Origin of the sequence: Olsenella phocaeensis (assembly GCF_900120385.1) — a bacterium.
Taxonomy (GTDB): domain Bacteria; phylum Actinomycetota; class Coriobacteriia; order Coriobacteriales; family Atopobiaceae; genus Olsenella_I; species Olsenella_I phocaeensis.
Window position 1 is genome coordinate 283,624 of record NZ_LT635494.1, and the last position, 13,332, is coordinate 296,955.

Annotated in this window: 9 protein-coding genes and 1 pseudogene; 5 read left to right on the forward strand and 5 right to left on the reverse strand. The window is 68.0% G+C overall.

Annotated elements, in window-relative coordinates; translation table 11 throughout:
* Window positions 1-2 precede the first annotated feature (2 nt).
* From dxr to BQ7388_RS01305, 4 genes and pseudogenes are all read left to right on the forward strand, one after another.
* Window positions 3-1,118: a 1-deoxy-D-xylulose-5-phosphate reductoisomerase gene (gene dxr / locus BQ7388_RS01290; protein WP_234946750.1), complete on the forward strand. Its 1,116-nt coding sequence runs from the start codon at window positions 3-5 to the stop codon at window positions 1,116-1,118.
* A complete protein-coding gene (locus BQ7388_RS01295) occupies window positions 1,115-2,491 on the forward strand; it encodes a site-2 protease family protein (protein WP_072499582.1) in 1,377 nt (458 codons plus the stop codon). The genes dxr and BQ7388_RS01295 overlap by 4 nt, the downstream gene beginning before the upstream one ends.
* 10 nt (window positions 2,492-2,501) lie before the next feature.
* Complete coding sequence (gene ispG / locus BQ7388_RS01300) at window positions 2,502-3,635, forward strand: flavodoxin-dependent (E)-4-hydroxy-3-methylbut-2-enyl-diphosphate synthase (protein WP_072499583.1); 1,134 nt, start codon at window positions 2,502-2,504, stop codon at window positions 3,633-3,635.
* Between the two features lie 87 nt (window positions 3,636-3,722).
* Window positions 3,723-5,258 (forward strand): annotated as a pseudogene (locus BQ7388_RS01305) (proline--tRNA ligase); the annotation flags it as partial.
* Between the two features lie 137 nt (window positions 5,259-5,395).
* Here BQ7388_RS01305 and BQ7388_RS01310 read toward each other — a convergent pair.
* The 5 genes from BQ7388_RS01310 to BQ7388_RS12560 form a co-directional block, all read right to left on the reverse strand.
* Window positions 5,396-6,181 carry a ZIP family metal transporter gene (locus tag BQ7388_RS01310; protein ID WP_009279205.1) on the reverse strand — a complete coding sequence of 262 codons (786 nt, stop codon included), beginning with the start codon at window positions 6,179-6,181 and terminating at the stop codon, window positions 5,396-5,398.
* A 111-nt stretch (window positions 6,182-6,292) separates the two neighbouring features.
* Window positions 6,293-6,700 carry a hypothetical protein gene (locus BQ7388_RS01315; protein WP_072499584.1) on the reverse strand — a complete coding sequence of 136 codons (408 nt, stop codon included), beginning with the start codon at window positions 6,698-6,700 and terminating at the stop codon, window positions 6,293-6,295.
* A 213-nt stretch (window positions 6,701-6,913) separates the two neighbouring features.
* The gene (locus BQ7388_RS01320; RefSeq protein WP_072499585.1) at window positions 6,914-7,540 is read right to left on the reverse strand and encodes a hypothetical protein; all 627 of its coding nucleotides are present in this window, start codon (window positions 7,538-7,540) and stop codon (window positions 6,914-6,916) included.
* A gap of 37 nt (window positions 7,541-7,577) precedes the next feature.
* Window positions 7,578-9,125 (reverse strand): N-acetylmuramoyl-L-alanine amidase, encoded by a 1,548-nt coding sequence (locus BQ7388_RS01325; protein WP_072499586.1) that lies wholly within the window; start codon window positions 9,123-9,125, stop codon window positions 7,578-7,580.
* 48 nt (window positions 9,126-9,173) lie between these two features.
* Window positions 9,174-10,253, reverse strand: a complete 1,080-nt coding sequence (locus BQ7388_RS12560) for a glucosaminidase domain-containing protein (protein ID WP_072499587.1) — start codon at window positions 10,251-10,253, stop codon at window positions 9,174-9,176.
* A gap of 513 nt (window positions 10,254-10,766) precedes the next feature.
* On the opposite strand from BQ7388_RS12560, the gene BQ7388_RS01335 reads away from it, so the two are divergent.
* Window positions 10,767-13,286 carry a ribonucleoside-diphosphate reductase subunit alpha gene (locus BQ7388_RS01335; RefSeq protein WP_072499588.1) on the forward strand — a complete coding sequence of 840 codons (2,520 nt, stop codon included), beginning with the start codon at window positions 10,767-10,769 and terminating at the stop codon, window positions 13,284-13,286.
* Window positions 13,287-13,332 lie beyond the last annotated feature (46 nt).

The following is a 13,332-nucleotide window of genomic DNA, read 5'->3' on the forward strand; positions in this document are numbered from 1 at the left end:
CCATCGGGACCCAGACCCTCGACGTGTGCCGCAAGCATCCCGACAAGCTGCGCGTGACCGCGCTCTCCGTCCACTCGTCCTGCGACCTGGCCGTCCGCGCCGCCCGCGAGTTCGGCGCCTCGCACGTGTACGTGAGCGACGAGGGCCACGCCCATGACGCGTCGCTCGAGGGCCTGCCCCGGGGCTGCGAGCTCCGCGTGGGCGGCCGCTCCCTCGAGGAGGTCGCCTGGCTCGACGACGTGGACGTGGTGGTGAACGCCCTCGTGGGCTTCGCCGGCATCCGCCTGGGGCACGAGTCGCTCAGGGCGCACAAGATCCTGACCTACGCGAACAAGGAGTCCCTCGTCGTGGGGGGCGACCTCCTCATGCCGCTCGCCCAGCCCGGCCGTCTCCTTCCCATAGACTCCGAGCACAGCGCCATCTACCAGTGCCTCGTGGGGGAGCGCAGGTGCGACGTCCACAAGGTCTGGCTCACCTGCTCGGGCGGCCCCTTCTTCGGCATGGGCCGCGACGAGCTGGCCAAGGTCACGGCGGCGGACGCCCTCAAGCACCCCACCTGGTCCATGGGGCCCAAGATCACCATCGACTCGGCCACTCTGATGAACAAGGGCCTCGAGGTCCTGGAGGCCCACCACCTCTTCGACGTCGACGTGGACGACGTCAACGTCCTGGTCCACCGCCAGAGCACGATCCACTCCATGGTCGAGTTCTCGGATGGCGTCGTGAAGGCCCAGCTCGGCCCCTCCGACATGCGCATTCCCATACAGTACGCCCTCAGCTACCCCGAGCGCTGGGAGACGCCCTCGGACCGCGTGGAGTACCGCGACCTTCCCGACCTCAGCTTCTCCCGTCCCGACGAGGGGGCCTTCGGCTGCCTGGGCCTCGCCCGTCGCGCGGGACGCGCGGGAGGCACGCTCCCCTGCGTCATGAACGCGGCCAACGAGGTCGCCAACCTCGCCTTCCGCAGGGACGAGTGCGGCTTCCTCGACATCGAGCGCGTGGTCCGCGAGGTCATGGACGCTGCCAGCGTCCAGCCCGTCCAGAGCGTCGAGCAGCTCGAGGAGGTCGACCGCGCGTCCCGCGCGTCCGCGCACCGCGTCCTGGAGGGCTTGCGATGAGCGCCGGCGTCGGGGTCCTCTCGTCCGCGTTCTGGGGCGTCCTCGTGCTCTCGCTCCTCGTGTTCGTCCACGAGGGAGGGCACTTCCTCGCCGCGCGCGCCTGCGGCATGCGCGTGACGGAGTTCTTCCTCGGCATGCCCAGCCGCTGGAGGCTCTCGTGGCGCTCGCCGCGCATCGGCTGCGAGTTCGGCGTGACCCCGCTCCTGCTGGGCGGCTACACGAGGATCTGCGGCATGGAGCCCCTGGAAGACGAGCTCCTGGCCCCCTGCCTCTCCCTGGTGCAGCGGCGGGGCAGGGTCAGCGCGAGGGAGGTGGCGGAGGAGCTGGCCATCGAGGAGGACCGCGCCTACGCCCTCCTGGGATCGCTCGCGGACCTCGCCGCCATCGCCCCCCTCTATGACCCGGAGCTGGGCGAGAGGCCCGGCCAGGCGGACTGGCCGCAGAGATTCCAGACCCAGCGCCGCGACGCCATGCTCCTCACCCAGTTCGACCGCGGGCACGACTTCGAGGCGGTGGGCACGACGGGCGAGGGAGAGGCGCGTCCCGTCGACGACGCGGAGGCCTTCCTCGCAAGCGAGCTCTCCCGCACATATCACGGCAAGGGGCTTCTCGCCCGCCTGGCCACGCTCGTCGCAGGCCCCCTCGTCAACCTTCTGCTGGCCTTCCTCGTCATCACCGTCGCCCTCTCGCTCGTGGGGGTCGAGGGCGTGGTGGACTCCAACCAGATCGCAGGGGTCACCGCGGGCTCCGCCGCCGAGGCCGTGGGCCTCAGGGGAGGTGACGCGATCGTGGACGTGGCAGGGACTCCCGTGAGCGACTGGAGGTCCCTCTCCGCCGCCTTGGACGCCGCCTTGGGAGCGAAGGAGGACTTCAGCCTGAGCTACCTGCGCGACGGGAGGACCTCCACCGTCAGGGTCGAGGTCGGGGAGGGGCTGGGCAGCCTCGGTGTCCTCGCCCAGACCCAGCGCGTCAGGCTCGGGGTGGGCCAGTCCGCCCTGGCGGCCCTCTCGTACGGGCGCGCGGTCGCCCGCTTCGCGCTCGACCTCATCACGCCCGCCCGGACGATGCAGACCCTGCAGGGTACCTCCTCGGTGGTGGGCATATCGGCCATGGCGTCCCAGGCGGCTTCCTCGGGGGCCTATGACCTCGCCCTCTTCGTGGCCATGATCTCCATGTCGCTGGGCTTCATGAACCTCCTGCCCATCCCGCCGCTCGACGGGGGGAAGGTGCTCGTCGAGCTGGTACAGGCCACGCTCAGGCGCGAGCTCTCGTCCCGCGCGCAGACGGTCGTGGGCTACCTGGGCATCGCGGTGTTCCTCGTCATCTTCGTCTTCGCGCTCAAGAACGACATCACCCGCCTCGTCATAGGATAGGTGGCAAGCCATGGAAGAGAGAGTCACGGAAGGGTCGGCCGACACCACGGAAGGACGGGCTGGCGCCAAGCCGCGCGCCGCCCGCGAGCTCACGCGCCGGGTCATGGTGGGAGGGGTCCCCGTGGGAGGGGGTGCCCCCGTCTCGGTGCAGTCGATGTGCACCACGAAGACCTCGGACCCCGCCGCCACGCTGTCACAGATAGGGGGCCTCGCCGCCGAGGGCTGCGAGATCATCCGCGTGGCCATCCCCAACGCCGGCGCGCTCGACGGCTTCGGCGAGGTCTGCGCGATGAGCCCCCTTCCCGTCGTGGCGGACATCCACTTCGACCACAGGCTCGCCATCGAGGCCTGCAGGAGGGGTGCCGCGGCACTGCGCATCAACCCGGGAAACATCGGCTCCTTCGAGCGCGTGGACGCGGTGATCGAAGAGGCGGGTTCGGCGGGCATCCCCATCCGCATCGGCGTCAACGCGGGCTCTCTCGACCGCGAGGTCGACCAGAGGCGCGACCTCAGCCTGCCCCAGAAGCTCGTCGCCTCGGCGGAGGCCTTCGTGCGCCACTTCGAGGAGCGCGGCTTCAGGGACGTGGTCCTCTCCGCCAAGGCGCACTCCGTCCCCACGACGCTCGCCACCTACCGCGAGCTCTCGCGCAGGCTGCCCCACGTGCCGCTCCACGTGGGCGTGACCGAGGCCGGCACGCTCCGGCAGGGCACGGTCAAGAACTGCGCCGGCGTGGGGATCCTGCTCGAGCAGGGCATCGGCGACACGCTCAGGCTCTCGCTCACCGCGGACCCCGTCGAGGAGGTGCGCGTCGCCTGGGATCTGCTCTCGGCCCTTGGCATGCGCAGGCTCCACCCCGAGCTCGTGTCCTGCCCCACCTGCGGCCGCTGCCAGGTGGACCTCATCGGCATGGCCGAGCGGGTCTCGGAGCGGCTCCAGGGGGTCGAGGCCCCCATCTCGGTCGCCGTCATGGGCTGCGTCGTGAACGGCCCCGGCGAGGCGCGCGACGCCGACCTGGGCGTCGCCTGCGGCAGGGGCCAGGGGCTCCTCTTCCAGAACGGCGAGCCCATCCGCAAGGTGCCCGAGGGCCAGATCGTCGACGAGCTCTTCCGAGAGATCGAGGAGCGCTACGGCAGCAAGGCCTAGGGACGTTGCCCCTCGTGGGGCGTATCATGTTCTGGTCGACTCGTCCGGACGCGTCCGGAGCAAGGGCAAGCAAGGAAGGAACGCAGGTTGAGAAGCTACGAGAAGATGTCGAGGCTGTACGCGCCCACCCTGAAGGAGGACCCGGCGGACGCCGAGCTGGCCAGCCATCGCCTGCTCCTGCGCGCGGGCATGATACGCAAGGGCGCGGCGGGGCTCTACAGCTACCTCCCCCTGGCATGGAGGTCCCTCCGCAAGATCGAGGCCATCATCCGCGACGAGATGGAGGCCATCGGCGCACAGGAGATGCAGGTGCCCATCCTCACCGACGGCGAGCTCTGGCGCCAGTCCGGCCGCTGGGCCGCCTACGGCCCCGAGCTCATGCGCATCACCGACCGCCACGACCGCGGCTTCGCCCTGGGTCCCACCCACGAGGAGACCTTCACCGACCTCGTCCGCGACGAGCTGCGCTCCTACAAGCAGCTCCCCGTCACCCTGTACCAGATCCAGGACAAGTTCCGTGACGAGCTTCGGCCCCGCTTCGGCCTCATGCGCGGTCGCGAGTTCATCATGAAGGACGCCTACTCCTTCAGCGCGACCCAGGAGTCGCTGCAGGAGTGCTATGACCAGGAGAAGGCCGCCTACGCCAACGTCTGCGAGCGCTGCGGGCTGCGCGCCCTCCCCGTCGTAGCCGACTCCGGCCAGATCGGCGGGGACACCTCCGTCGAGTTCATGGCCCTGGCGGACGCCGGCGAGGCCGAGCTCGTGTACTGCGACGCCTGCGGCTTCGCCGCGGACACCGAGGCGGCCACGGCGCAGGTCCGCGTCCTCGAGGGTCCGGGGGACGGCGGGCTCCAGAAGGTCGCCACGCCCATCGAGGGCAACATCTCGGCCCTCGCGGCCTTCCTCGGCGTCGAGGAGGCGGCCTGCCGCAAGTCCGTCGCCCTCCAGGCGGAGGACGGGAGCCTGGTCCTGGCCGTCCTCCCCGGAGACCACGAGCTCAACGAGGTCAAGGCCGAGCACGCCTTCGGCCACTACCACATGATGGAGCCGGGGGACCTCGCCCGTGCGGGCCTGGTGGCGGGCTTCATGGGCCCCGTCGGCGTGGCCGAGGGCGTCCGCGTGGTGGCCGACGTCGCCCTGCGCGACTCCACAAGCTGGGTCGTCGGCGCCAACGAGGAGGGCCAGCACCTCCTGGGCGCGCGTCCCGGCCGCGACTTCGAGGTGGACGAGTGGCTCGACCTCGCGAGCGCCCAGGAGGGCGACGCCTGCCCGCGCTGCGGCGCGGCGCTCAAGTCTGCCCGCGGCATCGAGGTGAGCCAGGTCTTCCAGCTGGGCACCAAGTACTCCGAGGCGATGGGCGCCACCTTCACGGACGAGGACGGCAGGGAGAGGCCCTTCCTCATGGGCTGCTATGGCATCGGCGTGTCGCGCACCCTGGCTGCCGTCGTCGAGCAGCACCGCGACGAGCACGGCATCTGCTGGCCCGTCTCCGTCGCCCCCTACGAGGTCGAGGTCATCCCCCTGGACGTGCACGACGGGCTGGTCTGGCCCGTCGCAGACCGCCTTGCCGGCGAGCTCGTCGCCCGCGGGGTCGAGGTCGTGGTGGACGACCGCAAGNGTAGGGCCAGGGACCGCGTACCGCCCGCCAAACCCCGGGCATGCGACTGCCCCCGTAGCCTTAGGGCCACGGGGGCAGCTCTGCGAGGTGACGCCCTTCGGGTCGAGGCGGGACGTCCCTCTCGCCCGACGATGCCCCTTTCCTAGCCCAGGGCCACGTCCAGGGTCATCATGACGGTGAAGCCGAGGGCGAACATGAGCACGCCCACGTTGGAGTGCTCCCCCTCGCTCATCTCGGGGATGAGCTCCTCCACCACGACGTACATCATGGCTCCCGCGGCGAAGCTCAGGAGGTAGGGGAGGAGGGGCACGACCTGGCGCGCGGCCATGATGGTGAGGACGGCGCCGATGGGCTCGACCACGCCCGAGAGGAATCCTCCCAGGAAGGCGCGGCCCTTGCTGGCGCCCTCGGCGCGCAGCGGCAGCGAGATGATGGCGCCCTCGGGGAAGTTCTGGATGGCGATGCCCAGCGAGAGCGCGAGCGCGCCGGCGAGCGTTATGCCGGAGTTGCCGGTGAGCCAGCCCGCGTACACGACGCCGACGGCCATGCCCTCGGGAATGTTGTGGATGGTGACGGCGAGCACCATGAGGGTGGTGCGCTGCAGGCGGGTCCTGATGCCCTCCGGCTCGTCGTCCTTCGCTCCAAGGTGCAGGTGGGGGAGGATGCTGTCGAGCAGCAGCAGGAAGAGGGTCCCCGCCCAGAAGCCCACGAGGGCGGGCATGAAGGCGAAGCTGCCCAGGCTGGCGGAGTCGTCGATGGCGGGGATGATGAGGCTCCAGATGGAGGCCGCCACCATGACGCCGGCGGCGAAGCCGGTGAGCGCCCTCTGCACCTCCCGTCCCATCTGCCTGCGGGCGAAGAAGACCATGGCGGCGCCCAGCGTTGTTCCGGCGAAGGGGATGGCGAGCCCCTGTGCTACCTCTGGCATGTGAGTGCTCCTGACGGATGGCGCGTGCAAGATGAGCGGGGCCCGATGGACCCCGCTACAGGCTACCCCTCTGGAGTGGGCGCTATGCCTCGAATTGCGACTAATCTACTGCTATTTTGCCTTCTTCTTCCTGCTGCCGATGCGCTCGAGCGCCGCGGTGTCGCGGCCGGTGGAATAGAGCACGAGCGCTGCCGTCATGACGAGCATGATGAGCAGCAGGTGCAGGGGGAGGCGCGGCGCCTTCTGGGGCGGGACCACCACGACGAAGGAGCAGAAGAGGCTCACAAGCAGCGAGATGGAGGCCGCATCGCGCACGCGCTGCCCCACGGCGACGCCACCCAGCATCGTGAGGCAGTGGATGCCCAGCACGATGGAGCTGGCGGACCCCACCGCAAACGCCCATCGGGCCGCGAGCAGCGGCGTCTGGGTGAGCGAGAGGACAGCCAGGAAGAGACCCATGGCGCCCAGTGCGATGGCGGCGATGGCGACGTACTTGATCTTGCTGAGGTTTGCGCTCATGTGACCTCCGGGGCGGTCGGGAAATACGGACTCGAGTTGCAAGTGTACTAGCCGAGGGGAAGGCTGGGGTCCGAGCTGGGGCCCCAAACGGGCAGACGGTAGCAGGAGGGGCCGCGCAGCCCATTCCTGTTTTGCGCGGCCCCTCGACACGAGCAGGCCTTTCGCGGAATCGTGCGCAGGCCTCCCTTGGTTTGCGCGCGAGCGCTAGGGGGGCTAGTCCCTCTGGGTCTCCTTGTCGTAGGTCGGGAGGTCGGGGTCCATCGCGGCGGCGACGGCCCCGTCGTGGTTGTTCCTCTCCTCGCCGGTCGTGGCGTCGGTGTAGCTCACGTAGGCCACGCCCTCGTCCATGAGGAGTCTCACGTCCTTGGCGTTTGCAAGGTCAACGTCCCTGACGAGGAAGTAGCTGTCGGGGCCGACGCCGAGCCTGAGGTCGTAGCCGCTGGCCCCCTGGACCGATTCGTAGGCGAGGGTCTTGGTGCCGCCGTCCGCGAGGTCGACCCCGTCGAAGCTGTTCGTCGCGTCGAAGTCCTGGGCGGTGGCGTCCTTGACGGCGACGGAGCTGATGTCGAAGCCGAGGGAGTTGGTGAGAGACACGAGCGTGTCTCCCTTGCCCATGTCTGCCGTGACGGTGGCCTGGGCGTCCTTGCCCTCGTCGCTGGCAGCCGAGCCGTCTTTTCCGTCCGTCGCTTTGGAGTCCTTGGATTCCGTCTGCTGGGCGTCACTTTCGGCGGGCGTCGTAGGCTGCTGCTGGTCGCAGCCTGCGAGTGTCAGGGGGCTCAGGGCCAACAGTCCCGCCAGGGCGATGCTGGCGGCGTGGGGCGCGAGCACGTTCCTTCTCATCCGTGTCCTCCTTGGGCGTTCGGTTTGGGCTGGTCGATCAGAAGCCGGCCTGCGCGGCCTCGTAAAGGCCCTTGGCGAGGGCGCGTGCGACCTTGTCCCGGTTTGCCATGTACTGGCGAATATCGTAGGGGTTGTCGATGAAGCAGATCTCGAGCAAGGTCGCGGGAAGGCCGCCGTCGCGGCCGCTCACCACAGCGTATTTTGCACTCTTCATGCCCCTATTGAGCAGGCCCGTGGAGGCGAGCTGCGCGTGCATGATGGACTGGAGTCGGGCGGAACGCGGGTTGGGCACGCTCTCGTGGCGGTAGCTCTCGTAGCCAGAGGCGCCTGATCCATCGCTGGCGTTGAAGTGGATGGAGACCAGGGAGGTGCAGCCGCGACTCTTGGCGTCTGCCTGTCGGCCTCTGTAGTCGGGGCGGCTCGTGCCCTCGCTGGTGCTCTCGAAGACGTTCAAGCCATAGACCTCGCGTGCGTACTTGGCCATGCGAGCCGTGAGGTCGGCCGTGAGCTCCGCCTCCTGGTAGCCGTTGCCAACGGCGCCAGAGTCCCAAGCTCCGCTACTCCAACCGTGCCCGGCATCCAGATAGATGTAGCTCGTCTCCTTGGGATCGATGGCGTAGCCGGCCGCCAGTGCGTACCAGCCGATGCCCTCGGCGCGCCAGCCCAGCCTGACCAGGCTGTCGTTCTCTTCCTCGCTGGTCGTGAAGTTGTGAGCGCCCGCCTTGGCGTTGGGGTTGTACTGGCGCAGCAGCGCGACGGTCTCGCCGGAGTCCGAGTACCAGCCTATGCCCTCGTCGTGCCATCCCAGCCTGACAAGGTCGTCGCGCTCTTCGGCGCTGGTGGTGTAGTGGTGGTCGCCCGCGTTGGGGTTGTAGAGGCGATAGACCGGGACGTTTGAGGTCTCTGGCGCGACCCAGCCGACGGATTCGAGCCTCCATCCCAGGGAGCGCAGGTTCGCCACCTCCTCCGCGTTGCTGGTGTAGAAGTGCTCGCCCGAGTTGGGGTTGTAGAGGCGCATCATCTCGATCGACTTGACGGATGCGGTCTTGGCGAGCTTGCGAAGCTGCAGGGGCACCTCGTCGCGCACGACCTGCGCCTTGCTCGCCACGAGCTCGTCCACGTCCGTGGTCTTGGAGAGCTCCTCGAGCTCGGTCATGGTCGAGCCACTGTCGTCATCAGCGCCATCGCCGGAGGCGGGCGTCTGCTCGGCGGCTTTGGTGGTGGGCTCCGCTTTGGTCGCCTCCTGCTGGTCGGTCTTCGTCCCGTCGCCTGCGGGCGCGGAGCCTACCTCGGCGTCCGTTGCCTGTGCCTCGTTCTCGTCGGCAGGGGCGGGCGACTTGGCTTCCTCGGGGAGAGGCGCCTCCTGGGCGGGAAGCGCAAGCTCCTGCGGAGCCGCAGCCTCCTCTGCGACCTCCGCATCCAGCATGGGCGCGGACGTCTCCGCCTGCTCGGCCGTAGTCTCCCCAGCTACCACGTTCTGTCCCTCCGTGGGCTCGCCCGCCCAGGCGGGCGTCACGCCCATGCCCAGCACGACCGTGAGTGCCAGGGCGAGGAGGGCCCTTCTTCTCTTCTTGCTCAGTTCCATCTAACCATCCGTTTCGTCGTCGGCGCCAGCAGTCCTGGCGTCAAGCCGCTAAGCCTTGTAGTTGGCGAGCTCGTTCATGAGCGAGGCGATCTGTCCGCCGTAGGTTACCCCGTCCTTTACTCCAGGAACTGCCCACTTTCCGGTGAGGTCGTTGACTGTTGGCGCGACGCCGCGAGGCTTCACGTATTTGAAGCGTTTGTCTACGCATTCATTTATCAAAGGCGCATTGGAGGCATAGGCCTTGAGGTGCTGTACCTGGGCTCTGACGCCAGTTCGAACATCACAAAAACGATTGCCCGGTTCGCCATTGCCCGTGGCACCTAACCCCGCATAGTTGAACTGGTCGGGGCTGACGTCACCGCCATATTGGAGCCAGCCAGTCTCGTGCATGGCTTGACAGAAGACCACTTCGGCACGAATGCCCTCGGCGTTCGCCTCCTCATAGACGATTTGGGCGAAGGTCTCGATGGTGGCTGCTCCACCCTTTGACTCAACCTCTGAGGGGTAGCTAAAGCCGTTCTTCTTGCCCATGGCGCGGTAATACGCAGCCATTCCCGCAGGCGTCGTGGTGCTCACCCCCATGATGGCCCCGTCGACGGCGGGCTTCCCCTCGGCCACGGCGTACCAGGCCACGCCCTCGGCTTTCCAGCCGGCATTGACCAGGTTGTCGTTCTCGGCGCTGCTGGTCGTGAAGTTGTGTGCGCCCGCCTTTGCGTTGGGGTTGTACTGGCGCAGGACGGCGACGGACTTGTTGTCGCTGGAGTACCAGCCCACTCCCTCGTAGTTCCAGCCCTTCTCGACCAGGACGTCCCTCTCCTCGACGCTTGTCGTGTAGTGATGGTCGCCCGCGTTGGGGTTGTAGAGGCGATAGACCGGCGTCGAAGACTTCTGGGGCGCCACCCAGCCGGAGCCCTCGTGGCGCCATCCCAGGCTGACGAGCCCGCTGGCCTCGGAGGTGTCTGCGGTGTAGAAGTGCTCGCCCGAGTTGGGGTTGTAGAGGCGCTGCATGTCGATGGAGGCGCCGGAGTTCTGCGCGAGGGCGGGGGAGGCCGCTGCCATCCCGATTGCGAGCGCGAGGCAGGCGGATGCCGCTGCAAGCGCGACGCTTGTGCCGGGGGCATGCTTCATGGCGATGTCCTTTCGATAGGCTTAGGCTGAACATTCTAGCAGCGGCATGGTCGAATGCCCTTGACCTGCGCTTTTGTGCGTAAGAGCCACACGTATTTTTCAGTTGTGTGGATATGCCGATTGTGTACGACTCCGCATGGCACGGGGCGGGGGTCGTGCATCGCATATGTCACGCACAAGCTGCTCGTGGTCTGCGCGCCAATTCCCAACGACCTGGTGTTATGCGTCTTTCCCGCGCAAGCCACATGCCATTTGCGCGAGAGGCTGCCGCAACGGGCCGTGCGGACGCGCACCAACGCGCGACCCGAACTAGCCTCCCACGTCGCGGCGCGTCCGTCCTGGCAGGCCCCTAGCTGGTCTTTGAATTGCTGTTTTCACCAACATATTGTGCGTGGCACAAAATCAGCAACGAGATGTTGCATGCGCTCGCATGTCCTGGGGCCAAGATATGCTATTGTCACTGGGTCAATTAATCGCGCACGCCCCATTTGCGCCGCAACAACGGGAGCAACGATGCAGATAGTCAAGAGAAACGGCTCGACGGAGGAATACGACCCCTCCAAGGTCGGCCGCGCCATCCAGAAGGCCTTCGCCGCCACGTCGGCCCAGCTCGCCGGGGGCGAGCTCGAGGCCCTCGTCACCGCGGTCGAGGCCCGCATGGCCGAGGAGGGCGCCACCACGGTCGAGCAGGTCCAGGACCTCGTCGAGGAGGCGCTCATGCGCGAGGGGCACTTCGCGCAGGCCAAGGCCTACATCCTGTACCGCTCCCGCCGCAGCGAGCTTCGCCAGCAGCGCCGGGAGATCGTGCGGCTCGTGGCTGACGAGGGCCTCTCGCCCGTGATCGCCCGCATCCAGCACGACTTCCTGGACGAGGAGTACGCCACGGCGTCGCTCCTCGGCCGCTTCCGCGGCTTTCTCACCGACGAGCTCGATGCCGACGGCCGCCTTGACGCCCTGGTGCGTGCCGCGGTGGAGCTCACCAGCAAGGACGCCCCCAAGTGGAGCTACGTCGCCGCACGCATCCTCGCCTACGGACACCACCGCAGGGTCGCGGCCCTCATGGCGGGTCGCTCCGTGGGCTCCTTCTATGACAAGCTGCGCCTTCTCACCGACCTCGGGCTCTATGGCGAATACATCCTCGAGGGCTATACCAGGGCAGAGATAGACGAGGCCCAGGCGCTCATCGACGACTCCCGTGACGACCTCTTTGACTACGCGGGTATGGACCTGGTCCTGCGCCGCTACGTCATCCGCTCCTTCGAGGGGGAGGCGCTGGAGACCCCGCAGGAGATGTTCCTGGGCATCGCCCTGCACCTGGCCCTGCGCGAGGACCCCGGCGTCCGGCTTGGGTGGGTCGCCCGCTTCTATGACATGCTGAGCCAGCTCAAGGTGACCATGGCCACGCCCACGCTCTCCAACGCGCGCAGGCCCCAGCACCAGCTCTCGAGCTGCTTCATCGACACGGTGCCGGACTCCCTCGAGGGCATCTACCGCTCGGTCGACAACTTCGCGCAGGTCTCGAAGTACGGTGGCGGCATGGGCATGTATCTGGGCAAGGTGCGCGCGGCGGGTGGGTCGATCCGCGGCTACAAGGGCGCCGCGGGCGGCGTCGTACGCTGGATCCGCGTGATCAACGACACCGCCGTGGCGGTGGACCAGCTGGGCGTGCGCTCGGGCGCCGTCGCGGTCTACCTTGATGCCTGGCACCGCGATCTGCCGGAGTTCCTGCAGCTGCGCACCAACAACGGCGACGAACGCATGAAGGCCCACGACGTCTTCCCCGCGGTCTGTTACCCCGACCTCTTCTGGAGGATGGCCAAGGAGGACATGTCGCAGGAGTGGCACCTCATGGACCCGCATGACGTCCTGACCGTCAAGGGCTATGCCATCGAGGACTACTTCGGCGACGAGTGGGAGAGGCGCTACCTCGACTGCGTGGCGGACCCCCGCATCCCCAAGCGCAGCATGCCCATCCGCGAGGTCGTGCGCCTGATCCTGCGCTCCGCGGTGGAGACGGGCACGCCCTTCGCCTTCATGCGCGACACGGTGAACCGGGCCAACCCCAACCCGCACGCGGGCATGATCTACTGCTCCAACCTCTGCTGCGAGATCGCCCAGAACACCTCCGCCATGAAGTCCGTCTCGCGCGAGGTCGTCACCTCGGACGGAGACACCGTGGTGGTGAGCACCACGCGTCCGGGGGACTTCGTGGTCTGCAACCTCGCGTCCCTCTCGCTCGGCCGCATCGACGTGGAGGACGACGCCGAGCTCGGGCAGACCGTGCGCTCCGTGGTGCGCGCGCTCGACAACGTGATCGACCTCAACTTCTACGCGCTGCCCTATGCGAGGATCACCAACCACCGCTACCGCTCCATCGGCTTGGGCGTGAGCGGATACCACCACATGCTGGCCAAGTGCCACATCAAGTGGGAGAGCGAGGAGCACCTGGAGTTCGTGGACGACGTCTTCGAGCGCATCAACCGCCACGCCATCGAGGCCTCGAGCGACCTCGCGGCGGAGAAGGGCGCCTACGAGCTCTTCGAGGGCTCCGACTGGCAGACCGGCGCCTACTTCGACAAGCGCGGCTACGTCGGAGGCGAGTGGGACGTGCTGCGCGCCCGCGTGGCCGGGCAGGGCATGCGCAACGCCTACCTCCTGGCCGTCGCCCCCACCAGCTCGACCTCGATCCTCTCGGGAACCACGGCGGGCCTGGACCCCATCATGAGGCGCTTCTTCCTCGAGGAGAAGAAGGGCATGATGCTGCCGCGCATCGCCCCCGAGCTCAGCGTGGGCACCTACTGGTACTACAAGCCCGCCCACCTCATCGACCAGAGCTGGTCGGTGCGCGCGGCGGGCGTGAGGCAGCGCCACATCGACCAGGCGCAGTCCATGAACCTCTACATCACCAACGAGTTCACCATGAGGCAGGTGCTCGCCCTCTACGTCGAGGCCTGGGAGCGCGGCGTCAAGACCGTCTACTACGTGCGCTCCAAGTCCCTCGAGGTGGAGGAGTGCGAGAGCTGCTCGTCGTAGTGGGCGCGCCCCGTCAGACTCACGGGTTGCCCGGGGCGTATATTCT